This is a genomic window from Brevundimonas sp. (assembly GCF_035998205.1).
Taxonomy (GTDB): Bacteria; Pseudomonadota; Alphaproteobacteria; order Caulobacterales; family Caulobacteraceae; genus Brevundimonas.
In genome coordinates, this window is the sequence record NZ_DASYHT010000004.1 from 315,369 (window position 1) to 341,852 (window position 26,484).

Annotated in this window: 29 protein-coding genes and 2 tRNA genes; 22 read left to right on the forward strand and 9 right to left on the reverse strand. The window is 71.1% G+C overall.

The features are described from left to right. Positions 1 to 2 precede the first annotated feature (2 nt). From VGN74_RS04195 to VGN74_RS04235, 9 genes are all read left to right on the forward strand, one after another. Complete coding sequence (locus tag VGN74_RS04195) at positions 3 to 596, forward strand: Maf family protein (protein WP_327446101.1); 594 nt, start codon at positions 3 to 5, stop codon at positions 594 to 596. Next, positions 593 to 1,609, forward strand: coding sequence for a ribonuclease E/G (locus VGN74_RS04200; RefSeq protein ID WP_327446103.1), 1,017 nt, complete (start codon positions 593 to 595; stop codon positions 1,607 to 1,609). The genes VGN74_RS04195 and VGN74_RS04200 overlap by 4 nt, the downstream gene beginning before the upstream one ends. A gap of 2 nt (positions 1,610 to 1,611) precedes the next feature. Beyond that, entirely contained in the window at positions 1,612 to 1,773 is a 162-nt protein-coding gene (locus tag VGN74_RS04205; protein WP_327446104.1) for a DNA gyrase inhibitor YacG, read from the forward strand. Between the two features lie 65 nt (positions 1,774 to 1,838). After that, a tRNA-Phe gene (locus VGN74_RS04210) sits at positions 1,839 to 1,914 on the forward strand. A 407-nt stretch (positions 1,915 to 2,321) separates the two neighbouring features. Next, complete coding sequence (locus VGN74_RS04215) at positions 2,322 to 3,218, forward strand: MotA/TolQ/ExbB proton channel family protein (protein ID WP_327446105.1); 897 nt, start codon at positions 2,322 to 2,324, stop codon at positions 3,216 to 3,218. Between the two features lie 5 nt (positions 3,219 to 3,223). Next, positions 3,224 to 3,661 carry a biopolymer transporter ExbD gene (locus VGN74_RS04220; RefSeq protein WP_327446106.1) on the forward strand — a complete coding sequence of 146 codons (438 nt, stop codon included), beginning with the start codon at positions 3,224 to 3,226 and terminating at the stop codon, positions 3,659 to 3,661. An 18-nt stretch (positions 3,662 to 3,679) separates the two neighbouring features. After that, on the forward strand, positions 3,680 to 4,411 hold the full coding sequence (locus tag VGN74_RS04225) for an energy transducer TonB (protein ID WP_327446107.1): 732 nt from the start codon (positions 3,680 to 3,682) through the stop codon (positions 4,409 to 4,411). A gap of 117 nt (positions 4,412 to 4,528) precedes the next feature. Beyond that, positions 4,529 to 5,308, forward strand: coding sequence for a M48 family metallopeptidase (locus tag VGN74_RS04230; RefSeq protein ID WP_327446108.1), 780 nt, complete (start codon positions 4,529 to 4,531; stop codon positions 5,306 to 5,308). Positions 5,309 to 5,377: 69 nt separating this feature from the next. Beyond that, positions 5,378 to 5,454, forward strand: a tRNA-His gene (locus VGN74_RS04235). Between the two features lie 21 nt (positions 5,455 to 5,475). On the opposite strand, the gene VGN74_RS04240 is transcribed toward VGN74_RS04235, so the two are convergent. Next, a complete protein-coding gene (locus VGN74_RS04240) occupies positions 5,476 to 7,278 on the reverse strand; it encodes a patatin-like phospholipase family protein (protein WP_327446110.1) in 1,803 nt (600 codons plus the stop codon). Positions 7,279 to 7,402: 124 nt separating this feature from the next. Here VGN74_RS04240 and VGN74_RS04245 point away from each other — a divergent pair, with 124 nt between their 5' ends. Together VGN74_RS04245 and VGN74_RS04250 are read left to right on the forward strand one after the other, a co-directional pair. Beyond that, positions 7,403 to 8,995: a carboxyl transferase domain-containing protein gene (locus VGN74_RS04245; RefSeq protein ID WP_327446111.1), complete on the forward strand. Its 1,593-nt coding sequence runs from the start codon at positions 7,403 to 7,405 to the stop codon at positions 8,993 to 8,995. A 214-nt stretch (positions 8,996 to 9,209) separates the two neighbouring features. Continuing rightward, a complete protein-coding gene (locus tag VGN74_RS04250) occupies positions 9,210 to 9,932 on the forward strand; it encodes a hypothetical protein (protein WP_327446112.1) in 723 nt (240 codons plus the stop codon). 225 nt (positions 9,933 to 10,157) lie between these two features. Here VGN74_RS04250 and VGN74_RS04255 read toward each other — a convergent pair whose 3' ends face one another. Further along, positions 10,158 to 10,520 (reverse strand): DUF2200 domain-containing protein, encoded by a 363-nt coding sequence (locus VGN74_RS04255; protein WP_327446113.1) that lies wholly within the window; start codon positions 10,518 to 10,520, stop codon positions 10,158 to 10,160. A 63-nt stretch (positions 10,521 to 10,583) separates the two neighbouring features. Between VGN74_RS04255 and VGN74_RS04260 the strand changes: the two genes are divergently transcribed. Together VGN74_RS04260 and VGN74_RS04265 are read left to right on the forward strand one after the other, a co-directional pair. Then, the gene (locus tag VGN74_RS04260; RefSeq protein ID WP_327446114.1) at positions 10,584 to 11,480 is read left to right on the forward strand and encodes an enoyl-CoA hydratase-related protein; all 897 of its coding nucleotides are present in this window, start codon (positions 10,584 to 10,586) and stop codon (positions 11,478 to 11,480) included. A 137-nt stretch (positions 11,481 to 11,617) separates the two neighbouring features. Next, the gene (locus VGN74_RS04265; RefSeq protein WP_327446116.1) at positions 11,618 to 13,606 is read left to right on the forward strand and encodes an acetyl/propionyl/methylcrotonyl-CoA carboxylase subunit alpha; all 1,989 of its coding nucleotides are present in this window, start codon (positions 11,618 to 11,620) and stop codon (positions 13,604 to 13,606) included. 18 nt (positions 13,607 to 13,624) lie between these two features. Here VGN74_RS04265 and VGN74_RS04270 read toward each other — a convergent pair whose 3' ends face one another. Continuing rightward, positions 13,625 to 14,005: a putative quinol monooxygenase gene (locus VGN74_RS04270; RefSeq protein ID WP_327446117.1), complete on the reverse strand. Its 381-nt coding sequence runs from the start codon at positions 14,003 to 14,005 to the stop codon at positions 13,625 to 13,627. A gap of 72 nt (positions 14,006 to 14,077) precedes the next feature. Here VGN74_RS04270 and VGN74_RS04275 point away from each other — a divergent pair, with 72 nt between their 5' ends. Then, positions 14,078 to 14,476 (forward strand): DUF1489 domain-containing protein, encoded by a 399-nt coding sequence (locus VGN74_RS04275; RefSeq protein ID WP_327446118.1) that lies wholly within the window; start codon positions 14,078 to 14,080, stop codon positions 14,474 to 14,476. Between the two features lie 99 nt (positions 14,477 to 14,575). Further along, a complete protein-coding gene (locus tag VGN74_RS04280) occupies positions 14,576 to 15,907 on the forward strand; it encodes an MATE family efflux transporter (protein WP_327446119.1) in 1,332 nt (443 codons plus the stop codon). On the opposite strand, the gene VGN74_RS04285 is transcribed toward VGN74_RS04280, so the two are convergent. From VGN74_RS04285 to VGN74_RS04300, 4 genes are all read right to left on the reverse strand, one after another. Then, the gene (locus VGN74_RS04285) at positions 15,904 to 16,806 is read right to left on the reverse strand and encodes a cobalamin biosynthesis protein CbiG (protein ID WP_327446120.1); all 903 of its coding nucleotides are present in this window, start codon (positions 16,804 to 16,806) and stop codon (positions 15,904 to 15,906) included. The two genes, VGN74_RS04280 and VGN74_RS04285, sit on opposite strands and share 4 nt — an antisense overlap. A gap of 94 nt (positions 16,807 to 16,900) precedes the next feature. Then, a complete protein-coding gene (locus VGN74_RS04290) occupies positions 16,901 to 17,410 on the reverse strand; it encodes a hypothetical protein (protein ID WP_327446121.1) in 510 nt (169 codons plus the stop codon). Beyond that, a complete protein-coding gene (xth, locus tag VGN74_RS04295; RefSeq protein ID WP_327446122.1) occupies positions 17,410 to 18,189 on the reverse strand; it encodes an exodeoxyribonuclease III in 780 nt (259 codons plus the stop codon). The genes VGN74_RS04290 and xth overlap by 1 nt, the downstream gene beginning before the upstream one ends. Before the next feature lie 112 nt (positions 18,190 to 18,301). After that, positions 18,302 to 19,585: a hypothetical protein gene (locus tag VGN74_RS04300; RefSeq protein WP_327446123.1), complete on the reverse strand. Its 1,284-nt coding sequence runs from the start codon at positions 19,583 to 19,585 to the stop codon at positions 18,302 to 18,304. A 165-nt stretch (positions 19,586 to 19,750) separates the two neighbouring features. On the opposite strand from VGN74_RS04300, the gene VGN74_RS04305 reads away from it, so the two are divergent. The 7 genes from VGN74_RS04305 (at position 19,751) to VGN74_RS04335 (ending at position 25,290) form a co-directional block, all read left to right on the forward strand. After that, a complete protein-coding gene (locus tag VGN74_RS04305; RefSeq protein ID WP_327446124.1) occupies positions 19,751 to 20,818 on the forward strand; it encodes an MBL fold metallo-hydrolase in 1,068 nt (355 codons plus the stop codon). Continuing rightward, positions 20,815 to 21,588, forward strand: a complete 774-nt coding sequence (locus VGN74_RS04310; protein WP_327446125.1) for an enoyl-CoA hydratase — start codon at positions 20,815 to 20,817, stop codon at positions 21,586 to 21,588. Before VGN74_RS04305 ends, VGN74_RS04310 begins: the two co-directional genes overlap by 4 nt. A 56-nt stretch (positions 21,589 to 21,644) precedes the next feature. After that, positions 21,645 to 22,130, forward strand: coding sequence for an N-acetyltransferase (locus VGN74_RS04315; RefSeq protein ID WP_327446126.1), 486 nt, complete (start codon positions 21,645 to 21,647; stop codon positions 22,128 to 22,130). Between the two features lie 70 nt (positions 22,131 to 22,200). Continuing rightward, positions 22,201 to 22,746, forward strand: a complete 546-nt coding sequence (locus tag VGN74_RS04320; RefSeq protein WP_327446128.1) for a DUF1285 domain-containing protein — start codon at positions 22,201 to 22,203, stop codon at positions 22,744 to 22,746. After that, positions 22,743 to 23,387, forward strand: a complete 645-nt coding sequence (locus VGN74_RS04325; RefSeq protein ID WP_327446129.1) for a CoA pyrophosphatase — start codon at positions 22,743 to 22,745, stop codon at positions 23,385 to 23,387. Before VGN74_RS04320 ends, VGN74_RS04325 begins: the two co-directional genes overlap by 4 nt. Next, positions 23,384 to 24,589 (forward strand): CCA tRNA nucleotidyltransferase, encoded by a 1,206-nt coding sequence (locus VGN74_RS04330; protein ID WP_327446130.1) that lies wholly within the window; start codon positions 23,384 to 23,386, stop codon positions 24,587 to 24,589. Before VGN74_RS04325 ends, VGN74_RS04330 begins: the two co-directional genes overlap by 4 nt. After that, entirely contained in the window at positions 24,586 to 25,290 is a 705-nt protein-coding gene (locus VGN74_RS04335) for a type 1 glutamine amidotransferase (RefSeq protein WP_327446132.1), read from the forward strand. The genes VGN74_RS04330 and VGN74_RS04335 overlap by 4 nt, the downstream gene beginning before the upstream one ends. Here VGN74_RS04335 and VGN74_RS04340 read toward each other — a convergent pair. Both VGN74_RS04340 and hemF read right to left on the reverse strand, forming a co-directional pair. Continuing rightward, complete coding sequence (locus VGN74_RS04340) at positions 25,283 to 25,594, reverse strand: antibiotic biosynthesis monooxygenase family protein (protein ID WP_327446133.1); 312 nt, start codon at positions 25,592 to 25,594, stop codon at positions 25,283 to 25,285. The two genes, VGN74_RS04335 and VGN74_RS04340, sit on opposite strands and share 8 nt — an antisense overlap. Next, positions 25,591 to 26,463, reverse strand: a complete 873-nt coding sequence (gene hemF / locus VGN74_RS04345) for an oxygen-dependent coproporphyrinogen oxidase (protein ID WP_327446134.1) — start codon at positions 26,461 to 26,463, stop codon at positions 25,591 to 25,593. Before hemF ends, VGN74_RS04340 begins: the two co-directional genes overlap by 4 nt. Positions 26,464 to 26,484 lie beyond the last annotated feature (21 nt).

Below are 26,484 nucleotides of genomic sequence, written 5' to 3' on the forward strand. Positions count from 1 at the left end.
CCATGTCGGGCGACCGCCCCGCTTGCCGGCCGGAGCTGATTCTCGCTTCGGCCAGCCCGCGCCGGCGTGAACTGCTGGCCCAGGTCGGCGTCACGCCCGACCGTATTCTGCCTGCTGACATCGACGAGACGCCGCTCGCGGCCGAGCCGCCCGCGCGTCTGGCGGCGCGTCTGGCCGACGGCAAGGCCGCGGCGCTGGCCGCCATCCACCCCGACGCCGTGATTCTGGCCGCGGACACCGTGGTGTCGCTGGGGCGTCGCCTGCTGGAGAAGCCGGCCGACGCCGACGAGGCGGCCGCCTTCCTGCGTCTGCTGTCCGGACGGAATCACCGGGTGCACACCGCCGTGGCGGTGGCCCGCGGCGACCGCCGGGCCAGCCGGACGGTGGAAACCCGCGTCAGTTTCAAGGTTCTGTCGCCCGACGAGATCGCCGCCTACGTCGCCGGCGGCGACTGGCGGGGGAAGGCCGGCGGCTATGGCATCCAGGGGCCGGCCGGGGCGTTTGTCCGGCGCATCGTCGGCAGTCATCCCGCGGTGATGGGCCTGCCGCTCTACGAGACCCTGGCGTTGCTGCGGGGCGTGGGCTGGCGGCCGTGAGCCGGGTCGAGCTGTTCCTCGACGACACGCCGGGCGAGACGCGCGGCGTCCTGGTCCGCGAGGGTCGCTACGAACGTTTGCTGATCCAGCGGGACGACGATCCCCTGCATCAGCGGCTCGGTGCGCGGATCGCGGGCCGGGTCAGCGAGGTCAGCGCCGGGCTGCGCGGCGCCTTCGTCGACATCGGGGACGGGGATGCGGGGTTCCTGCCGTTCGCCGCCGGTCCGCGCCCGCGGGTCGGCGACCGGCTGGAGGTCGAGGTCACGGCCGAGCGCCGCGCCGGCAAGGGGGCGACCCTGCGCGCCCTGGGCCCGGCGACAGGGCAGGGGGTCCGGTTGCTCGAAGCGGGGCCCGACGCGCCCGAAGCGCTGTCGGTCTGGGCCCCGGGCGTGGAGGTTCGAACCGGTCGTGAGGCCATCGAGGCGGGCTGGGCTGCCGCCGAGGCCGCGCTGGAGACCACGGTCCGGCGCCCGGAGCTCGGGCTCGATGTCGCGGTCGAACGGACCCGCGCCCTCGTCGCCGTCGATATCGACCACACGCCGCCGCCGGGGCGCGACCCCCACGCCGCGCGCGAACGGGCGAATCGCGAGGGTCTGGCGGAGGCCGCCCGGCTGATCCGGCTGAAAGGCTGGGGCGGTCTCGTAGCGCTCGATCTGGTCGGGGGACGGCTGAATCCCGCAGCCGTGGAGGCGGCCGCCCGGGCCGCCTTCGCGGCGGATGGGGCCGCAATCGGCCCGCTCAGCCGGTTCGGCCTGCTGCAACTGAGCCTTCCCTGGACGCGGACGCCCGTCGAGGAGCGCCTGCGATCCGACCTGGCCGGGCGGGCGATCGACATCGTGCGCCGCTTGCGTCACCGGCTGCTGGCGGACACGGCCACGCCCGTCCATGTGATGGCCTGCGCGCCGGAGGAGGCCTCGGCCGCCGCCCGAGGCGTGGCGAGGCTGGGGCCGAGGGCGGCGCTGCGCCCCGATCCGGCCGTGCCGCCGGGCCAGGCCGCATTTGTGGAGGCGTGACCATGGCGACCTGTCCGATCTGCTCGAAGGCCCCCGCGACCCCGCCCTACCGGCCGTTCTGCTCCCGCCGCTGCGCGGACCTTGACCTGCAGCGCTGGTTTACCGGCGCCTACCGGATTCCGGTGCCGGAAGACGAGACGCCCCGCGACGTCGACGAGGGATGAAACGAGGCGCTGGACAGGCGTTTGGCCCTCGCCTATAGACCCCGCTCCCGATCGATCGGGCCCGGGCCTGGGTAGCTCAGTTGGTAGAGCAGCGGATTGAAAATCCGCGTGTCGGTGGTTCGAATCCGCCCCCAGGCACCATCCCCCCTCACAACCCTGCGACATGTCGACCACCTCCGTGCGTCGTGAGGGCTCGCGCATCGTTTTTGCGCTGCAGTGCGTCGATTTTCGACATCCGGACACGACTTTCGGCCGGGCCTTCCCCCATGGGGCGAAAAGCGCCTTAACGCCCTTGACGCTCTGTTACGGGTTCGCCAAAGGAGCTTGACCGCCAAAGCCCGAAAGGGCGGGAGCGCGGTGTCCGGGGGCCCGTCCCCGCATCGCGATCCGGTTGTTCCGGTTCCGCCTCGGCGGGCAACCGGTGTCGAGCTTTGGCGTTTGGCTGTTGGAATCTGCGGGTTCTGGCGGCAAGTTTTCAACAGAGGCCCGAGCCGAATGGCGGAGGTCTCGGGTCCCACGAGTCAGACCAAAGCAGGAACTGGCGACACATGCTGAACAGCAAGAAGACGAACCTCCTCCTCGCCATGGCCGGCGCCGCCGTGCTGATGGCGGGCTCGCCGGTCCTGGCGCAAGACGCCGCCCCGGCTCCGGCTGCGGCCGAAGCGACCCAGGCCGCCCCGGCCGAAGCCGCTCCCGCCCCCGCCGCGGCGGAAGACCCCGCCTCGCTCAACGAAGCCGTCGGTGGCGGCCACGGCGGTCAGAGCCTGACCCCGATCACCATGTTCATGATCGCTCACCCGGTCGTGAAGGTGGTCATGATCGGCCTGGTGCTGGCCTCGATCTTCTCGTGGACCCTGCTGCTCATCAAGCTGTTCGAGTTCAGCGCGCTGAACCGCAAGACCGACCGCTTCCTGGAAGCCTTCCGCGGCGCCCGCACCATCGCTGACATGCGCCGCGTGGCCACCTCGGAAGAGTTCGACGGCAACCCGCTGGCCGACATGGCCGCCGCCGCCACCGAGGAAATCGAACTGTCCCGCCAGGCCGGCCTCTCGGTCACCGGCGAGCACCGCGACGCCTCGATCGGTCGCGCCCAGGTCGCCGTTTCGGCGGTCCAGTCGTCCGTGGCCCTGCGCCTCTCGGGCGGCCAGCAGTTCCTGGCCTCGGTCGGTTCGGGCGGTCCGTTCATCGGTCTGTTCGGCACCGTGTACGGGATCATGAACTCGTTCATCGGCATCGCCGAGTCGAACACCACCAACCTGGCCGTCGTCGCCCCGGGTATCGCCGAGGCGCTGCTGGCCACCGGTATCGGCCTGTTCGCGGCCATCCCGTCGGTTATCTTCTACAACTACTTCAACACCCGCATCGCGGCGTACGGCGTGCGGTCGGACGGCTTCAACGCCGAACTGCTGAACGGCATCTCGCGCCAGCTCGACAAGGGGGCGTAACCTAGATGGGCGCCAAACTCTCCGGTTCGGGGGGTGGCGGCAAGTACGCCATCGAGCAGAACAGCGAGATCAACGTCACGCCCTTCGTGGACGTCATGCTCGTCCTGCTCATCATCTTCATGGTGGCGGCTCCGCTCGCCACCGTGTCGGTGCCCATCGAACTCCCGCGGGCGGTTGCGCCGCCTGCGCAGAACCCGCCGAAGCCGGTGTTCATCTCGATCCAGAATGACGGCGACGTCTACGTCGGCGACTTCCGGACGAGCGTGGCCACCCTGGGTCAGGACCTGACGGATCAGATCGGGACGCGTAACCCGGAAGAAGAGCGTATCTTCATCCGCGCCGACCGGACGACCCGTTACGGCGACTTCATGCAGGTCATGAATGCGCTGCAGGACAACGGCTTTTACTCCGTCGCCCTGGTGGGCGAAGATCAGTCGTCGTAAGGGGGCAGGTGAGCAAGCATGACTGCTGAAACACACGCCCGGGATCCGATCCTGGATCCGCCCCGCCGGAAGAAGAAGGGGCTCTCCACGGGCGCGATCGTGGCGATCACGATCTCCGCTCTGGTGCACGTCGCCGCCGGGGTCTGGCTGTACAAGTCGAAGTTCGAGCTCAAGCCGTTCGAATACACCGACGACGCGGTCGACGTGGAGCTGATCGAGCCGGCGCCTCCGCCGCCTCCTCCGCCCCCGCCGCCGCCGCCGCCGCCGGACCAGCCGCCGCCGCCGAAGCTTCAGGTGCGCGAGCCGGTGATCACGACGAACGCGCCGCCGCCGCCGGTCACGCTCAATATCGAGCCGACCAAGGCGGAGGACCGGGTCGAGTACGCCGGTCCGCCGGTGATCGTCCCCGGCCCGCCGCCGCCGCCGGCGCCGCCGGCTCCGGTCCGGCCGTCGGTGATCACCAACCCGGACTGGGTGCGTCGTCCCAACGGCGCCGACCTGGCCCGCTTCTACCCCGAGCGCGCGCTCGAGCGGGGCGTGAGCGGCCGGGCCGTGGTCCAGGGCGTGGTGCAGGAGAATGGTCGCGTGGCCAACTGCACCGTCGTCGAGGAGGAACCGGCCGGTCAGGGCTTCGGCCGGGCGACCGTCCAGCTCTGCTCGCGGTTCCAGATGCGGCCCCAGACCCGCGACGGCGCGCCCGTCGGCGGGGCCCGGGTCAACATCCCGATCACCTGGCAGGCGCCGGAGTAAGGCGTCGACCAGATCGACTGAACGCCCCGCGGGACACCGCGGGGCGTTTTTCGTTGGCCCCCTTGCAGCTAAGCTGGCCCCAGATCGTTGTGTCCGCAGCTGTCCGAGGAGCGCCTGATGACCCGTGCTGTCCGTCCCCGCACCCTCCGTCTCCGCACCGCCCTGGGCGCTGCCGTGGCGGTCGTCCTGGCCGCTGGCGTCGGCGCCTGCGCCTACAACGAGACGCTCGGCCGCAACCAGCTGCTGCTGATCCCCCCGGACGCCATGATGCAGCAGTCGAACGCCGCCTGGGCCGAGGCCATCCGGACCCAGCCGACCAGCCGCGACCCGGCCCAGGTCGGTCGTGTCCGGGCCGTGGGCGATCGGATCGTTCAGGCGGCGGGCCTGACCGACCGGCGCTGGGAGTATGCGGTGTTCGTCAGCGACACGCCCAACGCCTTCGTCCTGCCGTCGGCCCAGATCGGTGTGACGACCGGGCTCCTCCGGCTCGCCCGTAACGACGACCAGCTGGCCGCGGTGATCGGCCACGAGGTGGCGCACGTCGTGGCCCAGCACGCGGCGGAGCGCGCCAGCTCCGGGGCGATCGCCCAGCTGGGCGTCGCCGCGGTTCAGGGGGCGGCCGGCGACTATGGCCAGCAGGCCGGGGGTCTTGCCGCCATCTTCGCCCAGTACGGCGGGCTCTTGCCGTTCTCGCGCCGCGACGAACTGGAGGCGGACCGCATCGGCGTCGACTACATGGTCCGCGCGGGCTACCGCCCGACCGAGGCCGTGGAACTGTGGCGCACCATGGCGGCGCAGCGCCAGTCGGGCGTGCCCGAGTTCGCCTCGACCCACCCGTCCGACGCCACGCGGATCCAGCAGCTGCAGCAGTACATCGCCCAGCGCGGCTACCGCTGAGCCCCTGCGCCAGCCAAATGCGCTTTGACTTTTCGCGCCGGATGACTAGAGAAGCCCTCCCAGCGATGCGCCGCCTTAGCTCAGTTGGTTAGAGCGCCAGTTTGTGGCACTGGAGGTCCCCCGTTCGATCCGGGGAGGCGGTACCATCGTTTCGCAGGGCGGCAGGCTCAGGCCGCGCCCCGCGCTTCCCCCTCGGTTTCCGTGACGTCGGCCGGGTCTTCCTGGCCCAGCAGTCGCGCCGCCGCACCGCGCCGGCGCAGATGCGTCAGCGGCGCCGGCAGATCGCGCAGCGCCTCGCGCGCCGCCATCCGGCCGGACTCGACCGCCGGCTCATAGGCCTTCCAGTCGCGGATATCGACGCCGTCGGGACTGGGCTGGATCAGCAGGTCCGTCTCCTCCCGCGCCACCTTCAGTTCGGCGTCGGTGGTGATCGTGGCCGAACGCATCAGCACCGCCACCAGCGGCGTGCCCTTCTTCCACTCGCCGCTGGCCAGCCAGCGCCACCATGAGGGCGGGCGCTCCAGGGTGTGGGCGTCGACGCCGCGGATGCGCGACAGGTCGACCCCGATCACCGGCCCGGCGTGCAGCCGCCGCATGGTCTTGGTCGGGAAGTTGTCGATCACTGCCCCGTCGACCAGCACCTCGCCGCGGGACACCACTGGCGGCAGGACGCCGGGCAGGGAGATGCTGGCCCGGATGGCCTGCTTCAGCGGGCCCCGCCGGTGCACCTCGATCTCGCCGCGGGTGAGGTTCGACGAGACGCAGTAGAAGGGCAGCAGCATGTCCTCGACCGTCTGGTCGCCATAGGCGGCCTGGAGCAGCTGCTGCACCTTGCGGCCACGGGTCATGGCGATCATCGGAAAGGCGATGTCCGACAGGGGGCTGCCCTCGACGAAAGCCTCGCGGATGCGCAGGTCCATCTCGGCGTCGTCCCAGCCCAGCGCCACGCCGGCGCCGACCACCGCGCCCATGGAGGCGCCGCCGATGAAGTCGAAGGTCACGCCGGCCGCTCTCAGCACCTGCACGGCGCCGACGTGGGCGTAGGCGCGGGCGCCGCCGCCGGAGAGCACGAGGCCGATCGAGGCGCCGGTCAGCACCCGGGCGATGCGGGCGGCGTCGGCGGCCTCGCCTTCCTGCACCTGGAACCAGCGGCCGGGGGACAGGGCGTCCAGCCAGACCCGGGTGTTGGCCGGGCGGGCCATGCCGCGCGGTCTGGCCAGGATCAGGTCGTGCGACGGCCGGCGCACGGCCGCCGGCGCGGCGAGGGGGAGATCGCCCGGCGGGGCCGACAGGCCGTCGCCGACGACGAACAGGTGGTCGACCTGGCGCAGGCACAGGCCGGTCCAGCTCGTCTCCTCGCGCTCGGCCACGTACAGGACGAAGTCGTGAGCGTCTTCCAGCTGCGCGAACCAGTCGGCGACCGAGCTGAGGGCGGACTGGTCGACGATGCGGACGGTGAAGCCCAGCTCGAGCACCGCCGAGGCGACCCGTTCGACGAAGGCCCGGATCGGCCGGGAGCGGGCCGAGACGAAGCCGAACACCGTCGGATGCCCGCCCCCCTCGGAGCGATCACGGGCGCGCCGGATCATCAGCCGGGCCAGCTCGACCAGCAGGTCGGGGTCATGGCGCGCAGCCTCGAAGAAGGCGTCGCGGGGCAGGGCCAGCACCTCGCTGTCGCGCAGGGCCACAACGGTGGCGGTATGCGGCGTCTCGGCCACCAGCGCCATCTCCCCGGCCGGCTCGCCGGGGCGGATCACGCCGCGCAGCTCCGGCGTCCCGCCCACGCCCTCGCCATAGACGCCCAGCCGGCCGGAGCGCAGCAGATAGAGCGTATCGGACGGGGCCCCGGCCACGAACAGCGGCTCGCCGGAGGTGAGGGTGAACCAGCTGGCGCGGCCGCCGGCGCCGCGCTCGAACAGCCGCGCCAGGGCGGCTTCAAAGGTGTGTCCCCGGGACGACGAAGGACTCATCGGTCGGCTCCTGCCATGGGGGGACACTAGGCCACAGGTGGGGAAGTTTGGTTAAGACGAAAAGGGGCTACGGGGCGCCGCGCGCCCTTGGCGACCGCGCCCGGCTTCGCCTAAACCGGCGACCATGCCCAAGCTGACCTCCGCCATCGACCGTTCGAGCCCCGCCTTCAAGGCGCTTGAGGCGCATAACCGGGGCCTGCGCGACGAGCTGCGCGCCCGCGTGGCCGAGGCCGCCCTGGGCGGCCCGGAGGCCAGCCGCGAGCGCCACGTCAAGCGCGGCAAGCTGCTGCCCCGTGACCGGGTGGAGCGTCTGCTGGACCCCGGCTCGCCCTTCCTCGAGGTCGGCCAGCTGGCGGCCTTCGGCCTGTACGGCGGCGAGGCCCCGGGAGCGGGCATGATCTGCGGCGTGGGCCGGGTGTCCGGGCGCGAGGTGATGATCGTCGCCAACGACCCGACGGTGAAGGGCGGGGCCTACTTCCCGATGACGGTGAAGAAGCACCTGCGGGCCCAGGAGATCGCCGAGCAGAACCATCTTCCGTGCGTCTATCTGGTGGATTCCGGCGGGGCCAACCTGCCGCACCAGGCCGAGGTCTTCCCGGACCGCGACCACTTCGGCCGGATCTTCTTCAACCAGGCGCGGATGAGCGCCCGCGAGATCCCCCAGATCGCCTGCGTCATGGGCAGCTGCACCGCCGGCGGGGCCTATGTGCCGGCCATGTCGGACGAGACGGTGATCGTCCGCAACCAGGGCACCATCTTCCTCGCCGGCCCGCCGCTGGTGAAGGCCGCCACCGGCGAGGTCATCTCGGCCGAGGATCTGGGCGGGGCCGAGACCCACGGCCGCCGCTCGGGCGTGGTCGACCATGTGGCCGAGAACGACGAGCACGCGCTGGAGATCGTCCGCTCGATCGTGGCCAATCTGAACACGGTGAAGCGGGTCGAGCTGGACGTGCGCGAGCCGCGCGCCCCGGCCTTCGAGGCCGATGAGCTGTACGGCCTGATCCCCGAGGACGTGCGCGCGCCCTATGACGTGCGCGAGGTCATCGCCCGGGTCGTGGACGGCTCGGACTTCGACGAGTTCAAGCGCGACTACGGCACGACCCTGGTGTGCGGCTTCGCCCGCATCTGGGGCTATCCGGTCGCCATCCTCGCCAACAACGGCGTGCTGTTCTCCGAGAGCGCCCTGAAGGGGGCGCACTTCATCCAGCTGGCCTGCAAGCGCAAGATTCCGCTGGTGTTCCTGCAGAACATCTCCGGCTTCATGGTCGGCGGGAAGTACGAGGCCGAGGGCATCGCCAAGAACGGCGCCAAGCTGGTGACGGCCGTGGCCTCGGCCGAGGTGCCCAAGTTCACCGTCCTGATCGGCGGCAGCTTCGGCGCCGGCAACTACGGCATGTGCGGCCGGGCCTATTCGCCGCGCTTCCTGTTCACCTGGCCGAACAGCCGGATCAGCGTCATGGGCGGCGAGCAGGCCGCCAGCGTGCTGGCCACCGTCCACCGCGACGCCGACGCCTGGTCGGCCGAGGACGCCGAGGCCTTCAAGGCCCCGATCCGCCAGAAGTACGAGGACGAGGGCAACCCCTACTACGCCACCGCCCGCCTGTGGGACGACGGGGTGATCGACCCGGCCCAGACCCGCGACGTGCTGGGCCTGGCCATCAGCGCCAGCCTGAACGCGCCGATCCCGGAGACGCCGTTCGGCGTGTTCCGGATGTGAGGTGCCGATAGCGTCCGCTTCAGGGTGTTGGCGCAACGTATCGCGTGCACTAACCCACGACTTGGGAAGACGTATGCACAATGACTCCCCCACGCTCGCTAGTTGAGGCGAGAGACATTTTCGGCTGTAACGTTGACAGTTGATGGCGCAGCTAGGCGAGTTAAGAGAGCGGATCGGGTTCGTCCGCGACCAGTTGTCTTTACTGACAACCGACTTGCAGCTCTTCGAGAATGCGAGCGTCGAAGGTCACTTCGCTCACAGCTACCTCGGCGACGGCCGGCTATCGAATCTCACGTGGGACGTGTTCGTTCTGCAGAAGGAACCAGTTCCAGTAAGGCTTAGAGCTCATGCTGGAATGATCGCTAACGAGTTGCGTGCAACACTCGACAATCTCGCCTGCCTACTTGCCGAACGAAACGGCAACCCTCCTTCGACGACCTACTTTCCCATCTCAAAATCGAAGGAAATTTTCGACGACGATGGTCGCAGAAAGATGCGCGCCCTTTCCGTCGCCGATCGGCAGGTCATCGCCGACTTGAGGCCATACCGAGGAGGCGACGACTTACTCTGGGGGCTGCATGAAGCCGATCGCAGGCGGAAGCACCAGCGCCTCGGAGCATGTGCCGTTATGGGTGCCAAGATGATCATCGACGATCATCTCTTCGGCGGTCCGGGGATTCAAGGAGCCCGCTGGATTGAAAAGAACACTGGACCACAACAGCAGCCCGAGAGGATGTGGTGGGACCCTGCGCGACTATCAGGTGTGGAGGTCGGACGACTTACCCAGGTCGCCGGCGGTCTACCCCTGAGTTGGAAAGCGAAGTTCAGGTTCGAAGTCGCCTACATGGATCCAGCGGAGTTGCATGGGAAAGCTGTGGGGCCAACACTAGCTGCGTTCGCTGATCGAGTTGAGGAGATCGTCGGTCTCTTTGGGTGATCAACCGCGCGTGCATGGCTCATGAGGCCCGCGCGAACCGCCGCTAGAATGGGCAGCGTCCATTTAGGGTGAAGCATGACGCTCGCCCCTGCCAATAATGGTTCGGCGATGCCAGTCGTGACGCGGTGCAGCCGATCTCGACGGCGGACTCCACCGGCGACTGCTGAGGATCGAAAACCGATTCTCGCTGGCGGGCAGAAGTGGACGTCGCCAAGCCAGGCGCAATCACCCAGCCCGCAGCACCTTCTCCATCGCCTTGCCCCTGGCCACCTCGTCGACCAGTTTGTCGAGGTGGCGGACCTCGCGCATGAACGGGTCCTCGATGTCCTCGACCCGGTGGCCGCAGATCAGGCCGGTGATCAGGAAGCGGTTCGGGTTCATCGCCGGCGCCCGGTCGAAAAAGTCCTGAAACGTGGTGCCGTCGGCCAGCAGGGCCTCCAGCTGCGGCTGCGAATAGCCGGTCAGCCAGCGGATCACCTCGTCCACCTGCGCCCGCGTCCTGCCCTTGCGCTCGACCTTGTTCACATAATGAACGTGGATGCTGGCCACGCTCGTCCGGCGGATTCGGTCGCTCGCGCTGATCGCCATCGCTCCCTCCATGTTCCGTTGGACGCCGATCGCGTTATAGGTCGGCAGTCCCAGGAGACCACCATGGCCAAGCCCACCGACGCCGACCTCAACGCCCTCGACATCACGCCCGGCGAGGCGGCCGAGATCAACGCCATCGCCCACCCGCTGCTGGCGGACGCGGCGCCGGACGCCGATCCGTCGCTGGTGCAGATCGACTCCACGCCCGAGGGGATCGTCTTCATCACGATCAACCGGCCGGAGAAGAAGAACGCCTTCGACGCGGCGACCATCGCCGCCCTGCGCGAGGCGTTCGAGACCCTGCACGGCGCCGATCATATCCGGGCGGTGTTCCTGCGCGGCGCGGGCGGCACCTTCTCGGCCGGGGCCGACCTGTCGTGGATGCGCGACGCGGTAGACTGGTCCGAGAGCGACAACCGCGACGACGCCATGGGTCTGGCGCGCATGCTCAAGGCCCTGCACGACATCCCGGCCCTGACGGTGGCGCTCGTCGAGGGCGCGGCCATGGGCGGCGGGGCGGGGCTTGTGGCCGCCTGCGACATGGCCGTCGCGGTCGAGGGCAGCCGCTTCGCCTTCTCCGAGGTCAAGCTGGGCCTGATCCCGGCGACCATCGCCCCCTACGTCATCGAGGCCGTCGGGGCCCGCAAGGCGCGCCAGCTGTTCCTGAGCGCCAACATCTTCGACGCCGACTACGCCGCCCACGTCGGCCTGATCGACATGGTGCTGCCCGAGGGCTCGGTGGACGAGTTCATCTCCATGCTGACCGACAGCCTGACCGCCAATGCGCCCGGGGCCATGGGCGAGGCCAAGCGGCTGGTCCATGACCTCGCCGGGCGGCATCTCGATCACGGCCTGATGGAGGACACCGCCCGCCGCATCGCCCGCGCCCGGGTGTCGCCCGAGGGCCAGGAAGGCGTCCGCGCCTTCCTCGACAAGCGCCCGCCGCGCTGGGCGGAATGAGGCTTGAGTGGCGAGTGGCGAGTGGCGAGCAGGTTACGCTGCCCGCAGTCGAACCTCGAAACGATGTCATCGCCTCGGCGGCTGAATGCCGCGTCTCGCCACTCGCCACTCGCCACTCACCCCTCTAGAACCGCCCCATGTTCAAATCCGTCCTGGTCGCCAATCGCGGCGAGATCGCCTGTCGTGTGTTCCGCACCGCCCAGCGGATGGGGATCCGCACCATCGCCGTCTATTCGGATGCCGACGCCGCCGCGCCCCATGTGAAGATGGCGGACGCCGCCGTGCGGCTGGGGCCGGCGCCGGCGCGGGAGTCCTACCTCGACGGCGCGAAGGTGCTGGCGGCGGCGAAGGAAACGGGGGCCGAGGCCATCCACCCCGGCTATGGGTTCCTGTCCGAGAACGCCGACTTCGCCGAGGCGGTCATCGCCGCCGGTCTGGTCTGGATCGGCCCGCCGCCGGCGGCGATCCGCGCCATGGGCCTGAAGGACGCGGCCAAGCGGCTGATGATCGAGGCCGGGGTGCCCGTCACGCCCGGCTACCAAGGCGAGGACCAGTCGCCCGAGCGCCTCGCCGCCGAGGCGGAGCGCATCGGCTATCCGCTGCTGATCAAGGCGGTGGCCGGCGGGGGCGGCAAGGGGATGAAGCGGGTGGATGATCCGGCCGACTTCGCCGACGCCCTGGCCAGCGCCCGGCGCGAGGGCCAGTCCTCGTTCGGCGATCCGCGCGTGCTGCTGGAGACCTACATCACCCGCCCGCGCCACATCGAGGTGCAGGTGTTCGGCGATCGTCACGGCGAGGTGGTACACCTGTTCGAGCGCGACTGCTCGCTGCAGCGCCGCCACCAGAAGGTGATCGAGGAAGCGCCGGCCCCGGGCATGGACGACGCCACCCGCGCCGCCGTCACCGCCGCCGCCGTGCGCGCGGCGAAGGCTGTGAACTACGAGGGCGCCGGCACCATCGAGTTCATCGCCGACGCGTCGGAGGGGCTGCGCGGCGACCGCATCTACTTCATGGAGATGAACACCCGGCTGCAGGTCGAGCATCCGGTGACCGAGATGGTCACGGGGCAGGATCTGGTCGAGTGGCAGTTCCGGGTGGCGGCCGGCGAGCCCGTGCCGCTGACGCAGGACGCGATCACACTCAACGGCTGGGCCATGGAGGCGCGGCTGTACGCCGAGGACCCCGCGAGCGGCTTCCTGCCGAGCATCGGCCCGCTGGAGCACTTCCACCTGCCCGACGACGTGCGGGTCGACACCGGGGTCGAGGCCGGGGGCGAGGTCAGCCAGTTCTACGACCCGATGATCGCCAAGCTGATCGTCCACGAGGCGACCCGCGAGGCGGCTGCGGCGCGGCTGGCGACCGCCTGTGGCGAGGTCGAGGTCTGGCCTGTGAAGACCAATGCGGGCTTCCTGAAGCGCTGCCTCGAGCATCCCCGGTTCGTTGCGGGGGACGTGGATACCGGCCTGATCGCGGCGGAAGGGGAGGGGCTGATGGCGCGTGCCGTCCCTGACGAGGTCAAGGTTGCCGTCATGGCGGTTCTGGCTGGCCGAGACGCGGAGGATGACCGGGAAGCCGGTTCGGGCCCCTGGAGCGCCTCGCCTGCCGGCGCCTATGGCTTCCGGCTGAATGGCGGTCGACCCGCAACGCAGCGGGCCGTGGTTGATGGGCAGCTTGTCGAGGCCGAAGTATGCACGACTGCCCAGGGCGTCTGGTCGTGGTCGATCACATTGGACGGGCGGTCTCACGACGCAATGTCCGGACCTGGCCGCGTCTATCTGGGGCGCGACTACCGCTCAGCTCCATCAGTCGCGGCGCCCTTGAATGTGCCGGCCGTTTTCCGGGCCGGAGATGTCTTTGAGTATGCGCGACCCTCCTTCGGGACCGGCGGCCCGGGCGGAGGCGCCGCCGACGGGGCCCTGCGCGCGCCGATGCCCGGCCGGATCGTGGCCGCGCCGCTGAAGGCGGGGGATGCCGTGGCCAAGGGCCAGCCGGTCGTGGTGCTGGAAGCCATGAAGATGGAGCACGCCCTGACCGCGCCGTTCGACGGCGTGCTCGAGAGCCTGTCCGTCGCGGTGGGCGATCAGGCCACCGAGGGGGCCGTGCTGGCGGTGGTCGTCGCGTCCTGACGCCGGACGTCGGTTGTCCTAGCCCAGGCCGTAACCGCCCAGCGGCTCCGTCTCTGTCTGGCTGTCGAAGCCGGCGATGAGGGCACGTCCGCGGGCGATGGCGGACTGCACCTGTGGCAGCTGAAGCGAGGCGCGATGGCTGTCCCGGCTGTCCCAGGCTTCTGTGATCCAGAGCGCGTCGGGGTCTTCCGGGTCGCGGGCCACGATGTAGCTGAGGCAGCCGGGCATGCCGTCGAGTCCTTCGAGAAGGATGGCGGCGAGCGTGTCCCGCTGGCCGGGAACAGCCTTCATCCGGCCGATCAGTCCGTACATGGGCGAGTCTCCAGGGGCGCGCGCCGCCATCGTCGTCACGGCGAGGCCGAGGCCGGCGGCGACAATCTGGCGGCGGTCAGGGGTCATGCTCCGAGCCTGCCACCTCCCGACGCAAATGTCGCCGTGACGCCGGCGGAAATCCGGTGCTAAGCGCAGGCCATGCCCCTGCACATGATCAAGCTCTGCGTCGGCGTGTCGGACGTGGCCTGGGTGGAGAAGCGGGCCCGCACCGGGCGGCCGCTGGTCATCACCACGCGCATGACGCCGAAGCGCGCGGCAGAGATCGAGGACGGCGGCTCGCTCTACTGGGTGATCAAGGGATCGGTGCAGTGCCGCCAGCCGATCCTCGATCTGACGACCCATGGCGAGGGCCGCACCAGCCATTGCGACATCACCCTGGCCCCCGAGGTGATCCGCACCGCCCCGCTGGCGCGGCGGCCGTTCCAGGGCTGGCGCTATCTGGAGCCGAAGGAGGCTCCGCCGGACCTGAGCTCCGCCGGCGACACCGACCTGCCGGACGAGCTGGTCAAGCAGCTGCGCGAACTGGGGGCGTGGTGAGGGCAGTGGCGAGTGGCGAGTGATTAGTGGCGAGGAACCCTCTATAGCCCGCAGCCGCCTTGCGACTCGTCACTCACCACTCACCACTCGCCACTCCTCATGTCCCCCGCCGTTCGCGCCACCACGAAAGAGCTGCTGACCCTGGCCTGGCCGGTGGTGCTGGCGCGCATCGGCATCATGGTGATGGGCCTGACCGACGCCATCGTGGTCGGCAACTATTCGGCGCAGGAGCTGGGCTACCACGCGATCGCCTGGGCCCCGACCTCGGTGGTGGTGACCACGGCGGTCGGCCTGATGCTGGGGGTGCAGGTGATGACCGCCCGCTTCATCGGCGAAGGGCGGCTGACCGAGACCGGGGCGGTGCTGCGCCGCGGCGTCGTCTACGCCCTGCAGATCGGCGGCGCAGCCATGGTCGGGCTGATCCTGCTGGGCCCCTGGGCCCTGTCGCAGGCGGGGCTGGAGGACGGCCTCGCCGAGGGCGCCAGCCCGGCCCTCATCGTCTTCGCCCTCTCCATGCCCTTCTACCTGGTCAGCGTCGCCGGCCAGTTCTTCCTGGAGGCCCTGTCGCGGCCCAGGCCGGGCATGATCGCCATGTGGGCGGCCAACGGCGTCAACCTCGGCCTGAACCTGATCCTTGTGCCGGACCTGCTCGGCCTCGGCGTCGACGGGGCGGTGGCCTCGGCCTGGTCCACCTTCGGCGCCCGGGTCGGGCTGATGGTCTTCCTCGCGGTGATCATCCTGCGGCTGCCCGAGGTGCGGGCGCTGGGCCTGTTCCGCAAGCCGGCCCCGGACCCGGTCGCCGCCCGCGAGCAGGTGCGCGTCGGCCTCGGGGCGGGGTCGTCCTACTTCATCGAGGTCGGGGCGTTCGCGGCTATGACCCTGATCGCCGGCCGGATCGGCGGGGCCGAAACCGCGGCCTGGGCCATCGTACTCAACATCGCCGCCATCGTCTTCATGGCGCCCATGGGGCTGTCCTCGGCCACGGCGGTGCTGGTCGGGCGGGCCTATGGCGCCGGCGACCGGGCCGGGGTGCTGCGGGCGGGCGTGGTCGGCCTGGCGGTGGTCGCGGCCCTGACCCTGATCATCGCCCTGATCATCTGGCCGACCGCGCCCTGGGTGATCGGCGCCTACAGCCGCGATGCGGCGCTGATCGCCATCGCCGTGCCGGCGCTGGTGCTGTCGACCCTGTTCTTCGTCGCCGACGGGATCCAGGTGGTCGCCGCCCAGGCCCTGCGCGCCGCCGGCGACGTGTGGTGGCCGACGGTCATGCACTTTGTCAGCTACGGGCTGGTGATGATCCCGCTGGGCTGGGTTTTCGCCCTGACTTGGGGCCTCGGCGTCGATGGCATCGTCTGGAGCGTGATCGTCGCCAGCCTGGTCTCGGCCGCGCTGCTGGGCGGGCGCTTCCGACGCGTCGCCCGGCGGCTCTAGACCGTAAGGATCCAGCCTTCCTCACCCTCGACGCGCGCGACCAGCGTCTCGTCAGCGCCCTTGGGCGGACCGAAGGCGGGGCCGAGCAGGCCCTTGTCGTCCATCTCCGCCAGCGCCATGGCCGTGGTGCGCACCTGGGCCTGGTCCTTGAACTCGCCGGGCTCGGGCGTGACCGGGAACAGCGAGGGCCAGACCTCGGCGACGACCAGCGACAGGGGCTCGACGTCCGCGGCGGTCAGGGCGCGCCAGCCGGTGCCGAACGGCCAGACCGCGCCCGAGGGGCCGGCCTTGTCCAGCAGACGGCGGACCGCCGGGATGCCCACCAGCGTCTGCCCGCCGACCGCGCCGGCGCCGTGCATCTGCCAGACGCTCTTCGGCTGCAGCCTGCCCTTGCGGGCCGCGTCCTCGGTGGCGCGGAACTCGGGGATGTCATGGGCCGTGGTCGGTTTGGTGGCCGTCAGCCAGCGCTGGGTCTGCTTGGCCGGCGCGCCCCAGAACGGCCAGGCCTCGTCGGTCATCAGCCGGTTCATCTTGGCCGCTACCTGGTAGCGGTTGTTGGTGTTGTCCGCCTTGTCGACGACGTTCTGGCCGAGGAACTTCCAGGTGGCGCTCCACGCCGGCGTCTCGGTCAGGCCGAGGCGAGCGGCCGTGCCCGCCGGGAAGCCGAAGCAGAAGTCGAAGCCGACCAGCACCCGGTCGCCGCGCTTGCGGTGTTCGGCCAGCAGCGACGCCAGCAGCGCCTCGCCCTCGGCCCGGGTCGCGGTGTTGTGTGTCTCGGCGTAGAGGCGGAAGCGCACGTCGCGTTTGGCCACGCCCAGCCACAGGGACTGGTCGCCCAGCTTCTTCGTCTCGGCGGCGGTCCAGTCGGCGATGATGACGGCGTCGAACAGGCGGGCCACGACGGGCTCCTCGGGTACAGGGGGCAGGGAAGGGCGGCAGGAATGCGGGGGGCGGTTTAGCTCGCCCCCCGGGAGAACGAAAGCGCCGCCGCCGCTATTTCGTCAGGGCTTCGACGTGGGACAGCCAGCGCCGGCCGAGCCGCAGGGCCTCGCCGGGACCGTGTGTCGCGGTCGGCCATCGCACGTCATAGAGGGCGACCTCGAACTCCGGGTCCCGGGCGTCGTCGAACATCAGGCGCAGGGCGACCTGTCCGGCGTCGGGGGCCAGCACGTCGAGGTCGCGCCGCGGCTCGCCGCGCCGCACCCGCGCCACTACGTGGCCGTCGACGATGAGTTCAGCGCCCGAGACCTCGTCGAAGGCGTAGACCAGACCCTTCGCGCCCTGGTCCCACAGCACCACCGCCTGGGCGCTCTCGAAATCGAGCGCCGCCGCCTTGCCCTCCAGAGCGGCGATCGCCTGGGCCTCGCCCTGCCGGCCCAGCAGCCGGTCCAGCGCGCGCCGCAGGCGGCGTTCCGGCTCCATCCACCAGCCCAGCGCCAGCGCCGCCGTGGTCAGGGCGGCAGCGCCGAGGGCCAGCAGCAGGATCAGCCGGACCGTCTCCATCAGTCGGCGATCTCCACCACGACCGGCACGTGGTCGGAGGGCTTCTCCATGTCGCGGGCGTCGCGATGGGTCTGGATGCCGCCGAAGCGGTCGGTCGCCTGGGCCGACATCAGGACGTGATCGATGCGGATGCCGTGGTTTCGCGGCCAGGCGCCGGCCTGGTAGTCCCAGAAGGTATAGGTGCCCGGGGCCTCGCCGCCCGCCTCATGGGCGTCGCTGAAGCCCAGCCACTTCAGGGCGCGGAAGGCGGCCCGGCTCTCCGGCTGGAACAGGGCGTCGTCCTTCCAGGCGACCGGATCGTGGGTGTCCACCGGCTCGGGGATGACGTTGTAGTCGCCGCACAGCAGCAGCGCTTCCTCGTGCCGCAGCAGCTCGCGGGCATGCGCCTGCAGCCGTTCGAACCAGGCCAGCTTGTAGGTGAACTTCTCGGTCCCGACCGGATTGCCGTTGGGCAGGTAGATCGAGGCGACGCGGACGGGGCGGCTGGTCTCGACCACGGCCTCGATGTAGCGGGCCTGTTCGTCAGTAGGGTCGCCGGGCAGGCCGCGCCGCACGTCAGACAACGGAAAGCGCGAGAGCAGGGCGACGCCGTTGTAGGTCTTCTGGCCGTGGGTCTCGACATTGTAGCCGAGGCTCTCGAACGCCTCGCGCGGGAACTTCTCGTCGACGCACTTGAGCTCCTGCAGGCACAGCACGTCCGGCCCGGCCGCCTCGACCCAGGCCAGCACGGTCGGCAGGCGCGCATTGACCGAATTCACGTTCCAGGTGGCGATGCGCATCGGGGCTCCGGGTGAGTCTGGGCGGCCAAGGGTAGCAAGCCCGGCGGCGGCGCCAAAAGAAAAGGGCCCGCCGGCGACCGGCAGGCCCTTCGTCGGCTGACGCGTCAGCTTCTTACAGTTCGCACTCGAAGCCGTAGAGCAGGCGGGCGCGGGCGCAGATCATCACATCGACCGCAGCGCGGCTGCGATCGTGCGGGAACTGGCCGAACAGGCTGCGGTCGTCCTCGCACTTGATCTCGGTGAAGTCACCGCGCAGGTCGTCGGTGCGGCCGTGGACCATGAAGGCGCGGATTGCGCACGGCATGTTGCCGGAGTCCATCTGGGCCTGCAGCGTCGTCTTGATCTGGGCGGCGGTGGTCATGCGGCACTCGAGGTTGCGGAGGGTGGCGGTGATGCAGTCCAGCGCCTCGTTGTCGGCCGGATCGGCGGCCCCGAGGAAGCCGACCACGCCGATCGGCTTGCCAGCGCAACGGAACTCGACGACCTCGCGCTGGGTCGCGCCCTGTTCGCGGCCGATCAGCTGCGCCTCGCCGGCCTGGCAGTCGGGGTAGACGGCGGCCAGCGCGGCGCTGCGGGCGGTGGTCGCCGCCGCCACGGCGGCGCTGGTGTCGACGAGGGTGCACCCGCCGCCGATCGACAGGGCGTCGGCGCATGGAATGGCGCGGTCGAAGCTGCCGTCCGTAATCAGGGTCCGGACGAAGTAGCCGCTGTCGTTGCTGCACTTCACCTCATAGAACTTGGCCTGCTGGTTCTGGCCGGCGACGCGCACATCCGCCGGCGTGCAGCCGGCAGGGAGCGACGGGCCATACTTGGCGGCGATCCAGGCCACCTGTTCGTCCTTGGTGGTGTACTGGCACATGCGCGAGGCGCCGGTGACCTCCAGGCACGGCAGGATCACGCTCGGGGTCGTCGAGGCCTTGGCCACATCGATCCAGTAGCCTTCGGAATTGGCGCAGCCGATTTCGTAGCGATCTTCGCCGCTGGGCACCTGACCGATCCAGGCGGCCTGGTCCACAGAGCAGCCGAGGTTGGCGGCCTCGGCATAGGGGCGCACGGCGGCCAGCACGTCGGCGTTCCGCGGCATGGTGCAGCGCGCGCTGGTATCGTCGGCAGCGGAGGCGGCGAGGCCGAGGCAGTTGTAGGCCTGGGGCGTTTCGCCGGCGACGACGAGGAAGCCAGGGCCGACTCCGCAGGCGACCTCGAAGGCGGTCCCCGCAGGCGTGGAGCCCAGACGATTGGCCTCGACCACCTGGCAGGCCAGGCCGGCCGCGGTGGCGGCGGTCTGGGCTTCGGCCATGACCACGGCCGGATCGACCGGCGCCGGCGCCTGCTGGCGGCCGCGGTTCTGGGCGTCGGCCGGTGCGGCAGACAGCGCGAGCACCGCAACGGCGCTCACGGCAGCTGAGAAGGGGAAATTGATCGACATCGGACCTTCCTGTTTCGCGTCCCTGCAGACCGCTAGGCGCGGGCCGGGGCAGGGGTCAAGCGCAACCTCGAACAAAACTTTGACGCCCGAAAGACGACAGGGCAGTCTGGGCGCGTTGCAAATGGAGACGCACCCTTGGCCGACGGCGCCGGCGATCCGGAAACCCTGCGGGGCCTGATTTACCCCACGCCGGCCCCCGAGCCGGGGGGCACGGTCGAGGTCGCGTCGGGCGTGGTGTGGCTGCGGCTGTCGCTGCCGATGGCCCTCAACCACGTCAACGTCTGGGCGCTCGCCGACGGCGACGGCTGGACCGTGATCGATACGGGCATCCAGACGCCGGAAACGGTGGCGCACTGGGAGCAGGCCCTCGAGGGGGCCCTCGGCGGCCGGCCGGTGCGCCGGGTGATCTGCACCCATATGCATCCGGATCACATCGGCCTCGCCGGCTGGCTGTGCGCGCGCTTCGACGCGCCCCTGCTGATGACACGGCTTGAGTATGTGACGGCGCGGATGCTGCTGGCCGACACTGGTCCGGCTCCCGCCTCGGGTGAGGCCTTCTACCGGGCGGCGGGGTGGGACGCGGCGCAGATCGACGGCTATCGCCGGCGCTACGGCCAGTTCGGGCGCGGCATCGCGCCGCTGCCGCCGAGCTATCAACGGTTGACGGAAGGCGACGTCCTCACCATCGACGGCCGGAGCTGGCGCATCGTGGTGGGCGACGGCCACAGTCCCGAGCACGCCTGTCTCTGGCGCGAGGACGACGGCGTCTTCATCGCCGGCGACCAAATCCTGCCGCGGATCTCCTCGAATGTGTCGGTCTGGCCGACCGAGCCGGACGCCGATCCGCTCGGCGACTGGCTGCGCTCGATCGACAAGCTGGCGGCCCTGCTTCCGGATGAGCTGCTGGTGCTGCCGTCGCACGGGGAGCCGTTCCGCGGCGTGCAGACCCGGCTCGAGCAGCTGCGCCGCGGCCACGATGTGGCCCTGCGCCGGCTGGAGCGGACGCTGGCGAAGCCGTGTCGCGCCATGGACGTGTTCCCCGCCCTGTTCGCCCGGCCGGTCGATGACGGCCTGCTGGGCATGGCCACGGGCGAGGCCGTCGCCCATCTCAACTACCTGCTGCGCCAGGGGCGCGTCGAACGGCGTCGCGACGCCGACGGCGTCGACTGGTGGCAAGTGACTGACCACGGAGCCGATACGTGACCGACCATGTCCTGACCCAGCTCGCGGATGGCGTTTTGAGCGTCAGCCTGAACCGGGCCGACAAGAAGAACGCCATCACCCAGGCCATGTACGAGGCCCTGGCCGCCGCCACCGAGCGGGCCCAGACCGATCCGGCTGTCCGGGTGATCCTGTTTCGCGGCGAAGGCGACGCCTTCTCGGCCGGCAACGACATCGGCGACTTCATCGCCCTCGGCTCCCAGGGCGCCGGGCCGGATGACATGCCGGTGTTCCGCTTCCTCAAGGCGCTGGCCCATCTCGAGAAGCCGGCGGTGGCGGCGGTGCGCGGCCGGGCCGTGGGCATCGGCCTGACCCTGTTGCTGCACTGTGATCTGGTGGTGGTGGCCGAGGACGCCCTGCTGTCGGCGCCCTTCGTCAATCTGGCGCTGGCGCCCGAGGCGGCGTCCAGCCTGCTGCTGCCGGCCATCGTCGGCCACCCGCGCGCCTTCGAGATCTTCGCTCTCGGCGAGCCGATCAGCGGTGTGAAGGCCGAGCAGTGGGGCCTCGCCAATCGCGCCGTGCCGGCGGCCGAGGTCGACGCCCTGGCGTTTGAGCTCGCCGGCAAGGTGGCGGCGCGCGCCCCGAACTCGATCCGCAAGACCAAGGCGCTGATGCGCGACGCCGAGCGTATGTGGGCCCTGATGCTGCGCGAAGGCGAGGCCTTCGGCAGTCAGATGCGCAGCCCCGAGGCGATGGAGGCCTTCATGGCCTTCAGCCAGAAGCGGGCCCCGGTGTTCGCCACCGGCGACTGACCCGTCGCACGAAGGCGATTGCGCCGGGGCGTCGCAGGCCCTAAGGGCGCGCGGCCATGACCGCCGCCGTCGCTGTCCCCTCTGTCCAGATCACGTCCGAGCTGCCGGGCGATGCGACCGCCGTGGAGGCGCTGGTCGCGCGCGCCTTCGGGCCGGGACGCTACGCCAAGACCGCCGAGCGGCTGCGGGAGCGCGCGTCGTTCGCCGGCGGGCTGGTGGCGCGCAGCGGGGCCGGCCTGGTCGGGTCGGTGCGGCTCTGGCGCATCGCGGTAGGCGGGCGCCCGGCTCACTTTCTTGGCCCGATCGCCGTGGACGCGGCGCATCGCGGCGGCGGCCTCGGCGCGGATCTGGTCGCGGCGGCCGTGGCCCTCGCCCGCAAGTCCGGGGTGTCCGGCGTGCTGCTGGTCGGGGATGCGCCCTACTTCTCGCGGTTCGGCTTCGCCGCGGCCCCTGCGGCGATGCTGCCCGGACCGGTCGATCCCCGCCGGCTGCTGTGGCTGTCGCTGGATGGCTCTCCAGCCGAGGGCGACGTGACGGGCTGACGCGCCGGGTGCGGGCGTTTGCAGGAGGTCGAGGCTTCAAACCCGGCGCGACGCACCCTAGCTTGAAGGCATGACGCAGAGCGGGACGGCGGAGGGACTGGCGGCGGCGGCCGCGGCGGCCCGGTCAGGGCGAGGCCTGCCGCCGGTGCACCTGTGGCATCCGCCCCACTGTGGCGACATCGACATCCTGATCCGGGCCGATGGCGTCTGGATGCACGAGGGGTCGCCGATCGGCCGGGCCGAGCTGGTGCGGCTGTTCTCGACCATCCTGCGCCTCGATCCGGACGGCTACCATCTGGTCACCCCGGCGGAGAAGCTGCGCATCCGCGTCGAGGACCTGCCGTTCCGCGCGGTCCTGATGCGGCGCGAGGGCGACCAGCTGGTGTTCACCACCGACGTCGGCGACGAGGTGACGGCCGACGCCGACCACCCCGTGACCCTGACCCTCGATCCGGCGACGGGGGAGCCGCGCCCGGCCCTGCACGTGCGGGCGGGCCTCGAGGCCCGCATCGTCCGGGCTGTGTTCTACGATCTGGTCGAGGCGGCCGAGCCGGTCGACGGGCGGCTGCTGCTGCGTTCGGGCGAAGCGACCTTCGACCTCGGGGCGGTGGCATGAGCGCGGGGGATCTGCGCGCCAGGCTGATCGCCGCTCTGGCCCCGGTGGACAGCTGGAGCCCCGGCCGTCGCGCCGCCCGCTCGGACTACGATCTCAACCCTGACGCCACCCGGCGGCCGCCCGGGGAGCTGAGGCCGGCGGCGGTGCTGGTCCCGGTGCTGGCGGCGCAGGGTGAGCCGACGGTGATCCTGACGCGCCGCGCCGACGAGCTGACCAGCCACGCCGGCCAGGTGGCCTTTCCCGGCGGCCGCATCGAGCCGGGCGAGACGGCGCTTGAGGCGGCGCTGCGGGAAGCCTGGGAAGAGGTCGGTCTCGATCCCGCCGCTGTCGAGCCGCTGGGCCTCGGCGACCCCTATGAGACCGGGACCGGCTTTCTGGTCACGCCGGTGGTGGGCTGGGTGGCCGGGCCGGTGACGCTGACCCCGCAGCCGGGCGAGGTGGCCGAGATTTTCGCGCCGCCGTTCGCCTTCCTGCTGGACCGGGCCAATCACCGGCAGGACCACTATGAGGCCCCCGACGGGGCGCGGCGGCGCTACTGGGCCATGCCGTGGGAGGGGCGCTACATCTGGGGCGCCACGGCCGGCATGCTGCGGGCCCTGACGGTGCGGCTGGACGGGACGGGGGAAGAGGCGGCGGCATGACCCGGCTCGACGCTCCGGACTGGCTGACCGCCCCGGCCACGCAGGCGGTGCTGGATGCGCTCGAGACGGCGGGCGGCGCCGGCTGCGTGCGGGTGGTCGGCGGCGCCGTGCGCAACGCCCTGATGGGCCGTCCGGTCGACGACGTCGATCTGGCCACGCGCCTGCATCCCGAGGCGGTCATGGCGGCGCTGCAGGCGGCCGGGCTGAAGGCCGTGCCGACCGGCCTGGCGCATGGCACGGTGACGGCGGTGTCGGGCGGCCGCGGCTTCGAGGTCACTACCCTTCGGCGCGATGTAGCGACGGACGGCCGGCACGCCGAGGTCGCCTTCACCGACGACTGGGCCGAGGACGCGGCGCGGCGGGACTTCCGCCTCAACGCCCTCTACGCCGACCGCGAGGGCCGGGTGTTCGACCCGACCGGTGAGGGGGTCGCCGACGCGCTCGCCGGGCGGGTGGTGTTCGTCGGCGAGCCCGCGCGCCGCATCGAGGAAGACTATCTGCGCATCCTGCGCTTTTTCCGGTTCAGCGGCTGGTACGGCCGCGGCGCGCCCGATCCGGTCGGCGTGGCGGCCTGCGCCGCCGGGCGCGACGGGCTGGCCCGGCTGTCGGCCGAGCGGGTGTCGAAGGAGCTGCTGAAGCTGCTGGCGGCTCCGGAGCCGCGCGCGGTGGTGGCGGCCATGGTGGAGACCGGGGTGCTGGCCATGGTCCTGCCGGACGCCGAGGCCGGGCCGCGGTTCACGCGTCTCGTGGACCTCTCGCCGGACGCCCTGCTGCGGCTGGCGGCCCTGCTCCCGGAAGATCCCGCGACGGCCGGCGTTGTCGCGGCGCGCCTGCGCCTGTCGAACGCCCAGCGCGACCGGCTGACGGCGGCCGCCGACCGGACCGTCCCCGTCGGCCCGGGACTCGCGCCGGCGGCGCTGCGCGCGGCGCTCTACCGGCTGGGCCGCGAGACGGTGCGCGATCGACTGACCCTGGCCGAGGCGTCCGGCGTGAAGGCGCCTGAAACCCTGTGGGCGGTGGTCGAGACCTGGCCGATCCCGCGTCTGCCGGTCGGCGGCGCCGACCTGGCGCGGCTGGGCGTTCCGCCGGGCCCGACCACGGGCGAAATCCTGCGCGCCTTCGAGGCGGGCTGGATCGCCGATGACTTTCCGACGGACGGGCATGAGGCCCGCCTGCGCCAGCTGATCGAGGCCGCCCGATGACCCGCATCGCCATCCTTGAAACGGGTCGGCCGCCGGAGGCGCTCGCGGCGGCGCATGGCCGCTACCCCGACATGTTCCGGGCGCTGCTCGGGGCGGACTTCACCTTCGAGGTCTTCGACGTGACCGCCGGCGCCCTGCCGGATCCGGACGCCTTTGTGGGCGCGGTGATCACCGGCTCGCCGGCCGGGGTCTATGAGGACCATGCGTGGATCCCGCCGCTACTGGCCTGGATCCGCGCAGCCCGGGGGCGGCTGCGGCTGGTCGGCATCTGCTTCGGCCACCAGGCCATGGCCGAGGCGCTGGGCGGCAGGGTGGAGAAGTCCGACCGCGGCTGGGGCGTCGGGCTGCACACCTACGAGATCGCCGCCGGAGCCGATCCGGCGCAGCCGGCCCTGGCCACCCTGTCGATCCCGGTGTCTCACCAGGACCAGGTGGTGGCGACGCCGCCGGGCGCGCGCATCATCGCCCGCAGCGCCTTCACGCCCAACGCCGGGCTGGCCTATGGCGACGACGCCCTCAGCTTCCAGTGCCATCCGGAGTTCAGCCCGGCCTTCGCCGCTGCGCTGGTGGAGGGCCGCCGCGGCCGCATCGCCCCGGAGCTGGTGGATCAGGCGCTGGCGAGCCTGCGGCAGGCGGACGACCGGGCGGCGCTGGGCGCCTGGCTGCGGCGGTTCCTCGCCGGGGCGAACGCCGTCAGCTGATCACGTCGCCCGGCTCGTAGAGGTGCGGCTCGAACGTGGCCAGGGCCATCACCGGCCGCATGCCCTCGACCACTTCGGGATGGCGCGTCATGGCTTTCCAGTCCTCCGCCGCCGCCCACACGACGTAGTTGGCCACGGTCCGGCCGTTAACGCCGCGATGCAGGGTGGCGGAGATGAAGCCGGGCAGGCCGCGCTGGATGTGGTTGAGGGCGGTGAGGTGGTCGATGAGCTCGTCCTGCCGCGCCGCCTCGCACTTGAAGACATTGATCAGCACCACCGGCGAGGTCGGCTCGGACGCGCTCATGGCCATTTCACCTCCGGCGGCATCGAGCTCAGGATCGACTCGACATTGCCCCCGGTCTTCAGACCGAAGGTGGTCCCACGGTCGTACAGAAGGTTGAATTCCACGTAACGGCCGCGGCGGACCAGCTGCTCCTCCCGCTCCTCCGGCGTCCAGGCCTCGGTCATGCGGGCGCGGACGATCTCCGGATAGACCTTCAGGAAGGCCTCGCCGACGTCGCGGGTGAAGGCGAAGTCGCGCTCGCGGTCGCCGGTATCGTGGTGGTCGTAGAAGATGCCGCCGATGCCGCGCGGCTCATTGCGGTGGGGCAGGAAGAAGTACTCGTCGCACCAGGCCTTGTACTTTGCGTACCAGGCCGGGTCGTGAGCGTCGCAGGCGGCCTGCATGGCGGCGTGGAAGCGCACCGCGTCCGGGGCGTCCTGCCGGCGATCGACCATCAGCACCGGGGTCAGGTCGGCGCCGCCGCCGAACCAGCCGCGCGTGGTGGCGATGAAGCGGGTGTTCATGTGCACTGCCGGCACCCGCGGGCTGCGCGGGTGGACGATCAGGCTGATGCCGGTGGCGAAGAAGCGCGGGTCGGTCTCGGCGCCGGGGACCTGCTTGGCGTAGTCGGGCGGGAAGGTCCCGTGCACGGTCGAGACGTGCACCCCGGCCTTCTCGAACAGCCGGCCATGTAGCATGCCCATGACGCCGCCGCCGCCGTCCGGCCGGCTCCAGGGCGTGCGCACGAAGCGGCCCGGCTCGCCGGGAAAAAGGGTCTCGGGCGCGTCGTCCTCAAGGGCTTCGAGGGCGGCGTGGATGCGATCGCGCAGGGCCTCGAACCAGTCGCGGGCGCGGGTCCGGAGCTCGTCCGTCGGGGCGGTGTCGGTCATGCGGCCTTCAAGCACGGCGGG

Bases quoted from the DNA above. Each gene is read 5' to 3' on its own strand.
- VGN74_RS04265 (WP_327446116.1), top strand. From the start codon at position 11,618: ATGTTCAAATCCGTCCTGGTCGCCAATCGCGGCGAGATCGCCTGTCGT.
- VGN74_RS04315 (WP_327446126.1), top strand. From the start codon at position 21,645: ATGACCGCCGCCGTCGCTGTCCCCTCTGTCCAGATCACGTCCGAGCTG.
- VGN74_RS04215 (WP_327446105.1), top strand. From the start codon at position 2,322: ATGCTGAACAGCAAGAAGACGAACCTCCTCCTCGCCATGGCCGGCGCC.
- VGN74_RS04245 (WP_327446111.1), top strand. From the start codon at position 7,403: ATGCCCAAGCTGACCTCCGCCATCGACCGTTCGAGCCCCGCCTTCAAG.
- VGN74_RS04270 (WP_327446117.1), bottom strand. From the start codon at position 14,005: ATGACCCCTGACCGCCGCCAGATTGTCGCCGCCGGCCTCGGCCTCGCC.
- VGN74_RS04280 (WP_327446119.1), top strand. From the start codon at position 14,576: ATGTCCCCCGCCGTTCGCGCCACCACGAAAGAGCTGCTGACCCTGGCC.
- VGN74_RS04225 (WP_327446107.1), top strand. From the start codon at position 3,680: ATGACTGCTGAAACACACGCCCGGGATCCGATCCTGGATCCGCCCCGC.
- VGN74_RS04205 (WP_327446104.1), top strand. From the start codon at position 1,612: ATGGCGACCTGTCCGATCTGCTCGAAGGCCCCCGCGACCCCGCCCTAC.
- VGN74_RS04290 (WP_327446121.1), bottom strand. From the start codon at position 17,410: ATGGAGACGGTCCGGCTGATCCTGCTGCTGGCCCTCGGCGCTGCCGCC.
- VGN74_RS04240 (WP_327446110.1), bottom strand. From the start codon at position 7,278: ATGAGTCCTTCGTCGTCCCGGGGACACACCTTTGAAGCCGCCCTGGCG.
- VGN74_RS04335 (WP_327446132.1), top strand. From the start codon at position 24,586: ATGACCCGCATCGCCATCCTTGAAACGGGTCGGCCGCCGGAGGCGCTC.
- VGN74_RS04260 (WP_327446114.1), top strand. From the start codon at position 10,584: ATGGCCAAGCCCACCGACGCCGACCTCAACGCCCTCGACATCACGCCC.
- VGN74_RS04275 (WP_327446118.1), top strand. From the start codon at position 14,078: ATGCCCCTGCACATGATCAAGCTCTGCGTCGGCGTGTCGGACGTGGCC.
- VGN74_RS04330 (WP_327446130.1), top strand. From the start codon at position 23,384: ATGACCCGGCTCGACGCTCCGGACTGGCTGACCGCCCCGGCCACGCAG.
- VGN74_RS04220 (WP_327446106.1), top strand. From the start codon at position 3,224: ATGGGCGCCAAACTCTCCGGTTCGGGGGGTGGCGGCAAGTACGCCATC.
- hemF (WP_327446134.1), bottom strand. From the start codon at position 26,463: ATGACCGACACCGCCCCGACGGACGAGCTCCGGACCCGCGCCCGCGAC.
- VGN74_RS04195 (WP_327446101.1), top strand. From the start codon at position 3: ATGTCGGGCGACCGCCCCGCTTGCCGGCCGGAGCTGATTCTCGCTTCG.
- VGN74_RS04340 (WP_327446133.1), bottom strand. From the start codon at position 25,594: ATGAGCGCGTCCGAGCCGACCTCGCCGGTGGTGCTGATCAATGTCTTC.
- VGN74_RS04325 (WP_327446129.1), top strand. From the start codon at position 22,743: ATGAGCGCGGGGGATCTGCGCGCCAGGCTGATCGCCGCTCTGGCCCCG.
- VGN74_RS04230 (WP_327446108.1), top strand. From the start codon at position 4,529: ATGACCCGTGCTGTCCGTCCCCGCACCCTCCGTCTCCGCACCGCCCTG.
- xth (WP_327446122.1), bottom strand. From the start codon at position 18,189: ATGCGCATCGCCACCTGGAACGTGAATTCGGTCAATGCGCGCCTGCCG.
- VGN74_RS04320 (WP_327446128.1), top strand. From the start codon at position 22,201: ATGACGCAGAGCGGGACGGCGGAGGGACTGGCGGCGGCGGCCGCGGCG.
- VGN74_RS04255 (WP_327446113.1), bottom strand. From the start codon at position 10,520: ATGGCGATCAGCGCGAGCGACCGAATCCGCCGGACGAGCGTGGCCAGC.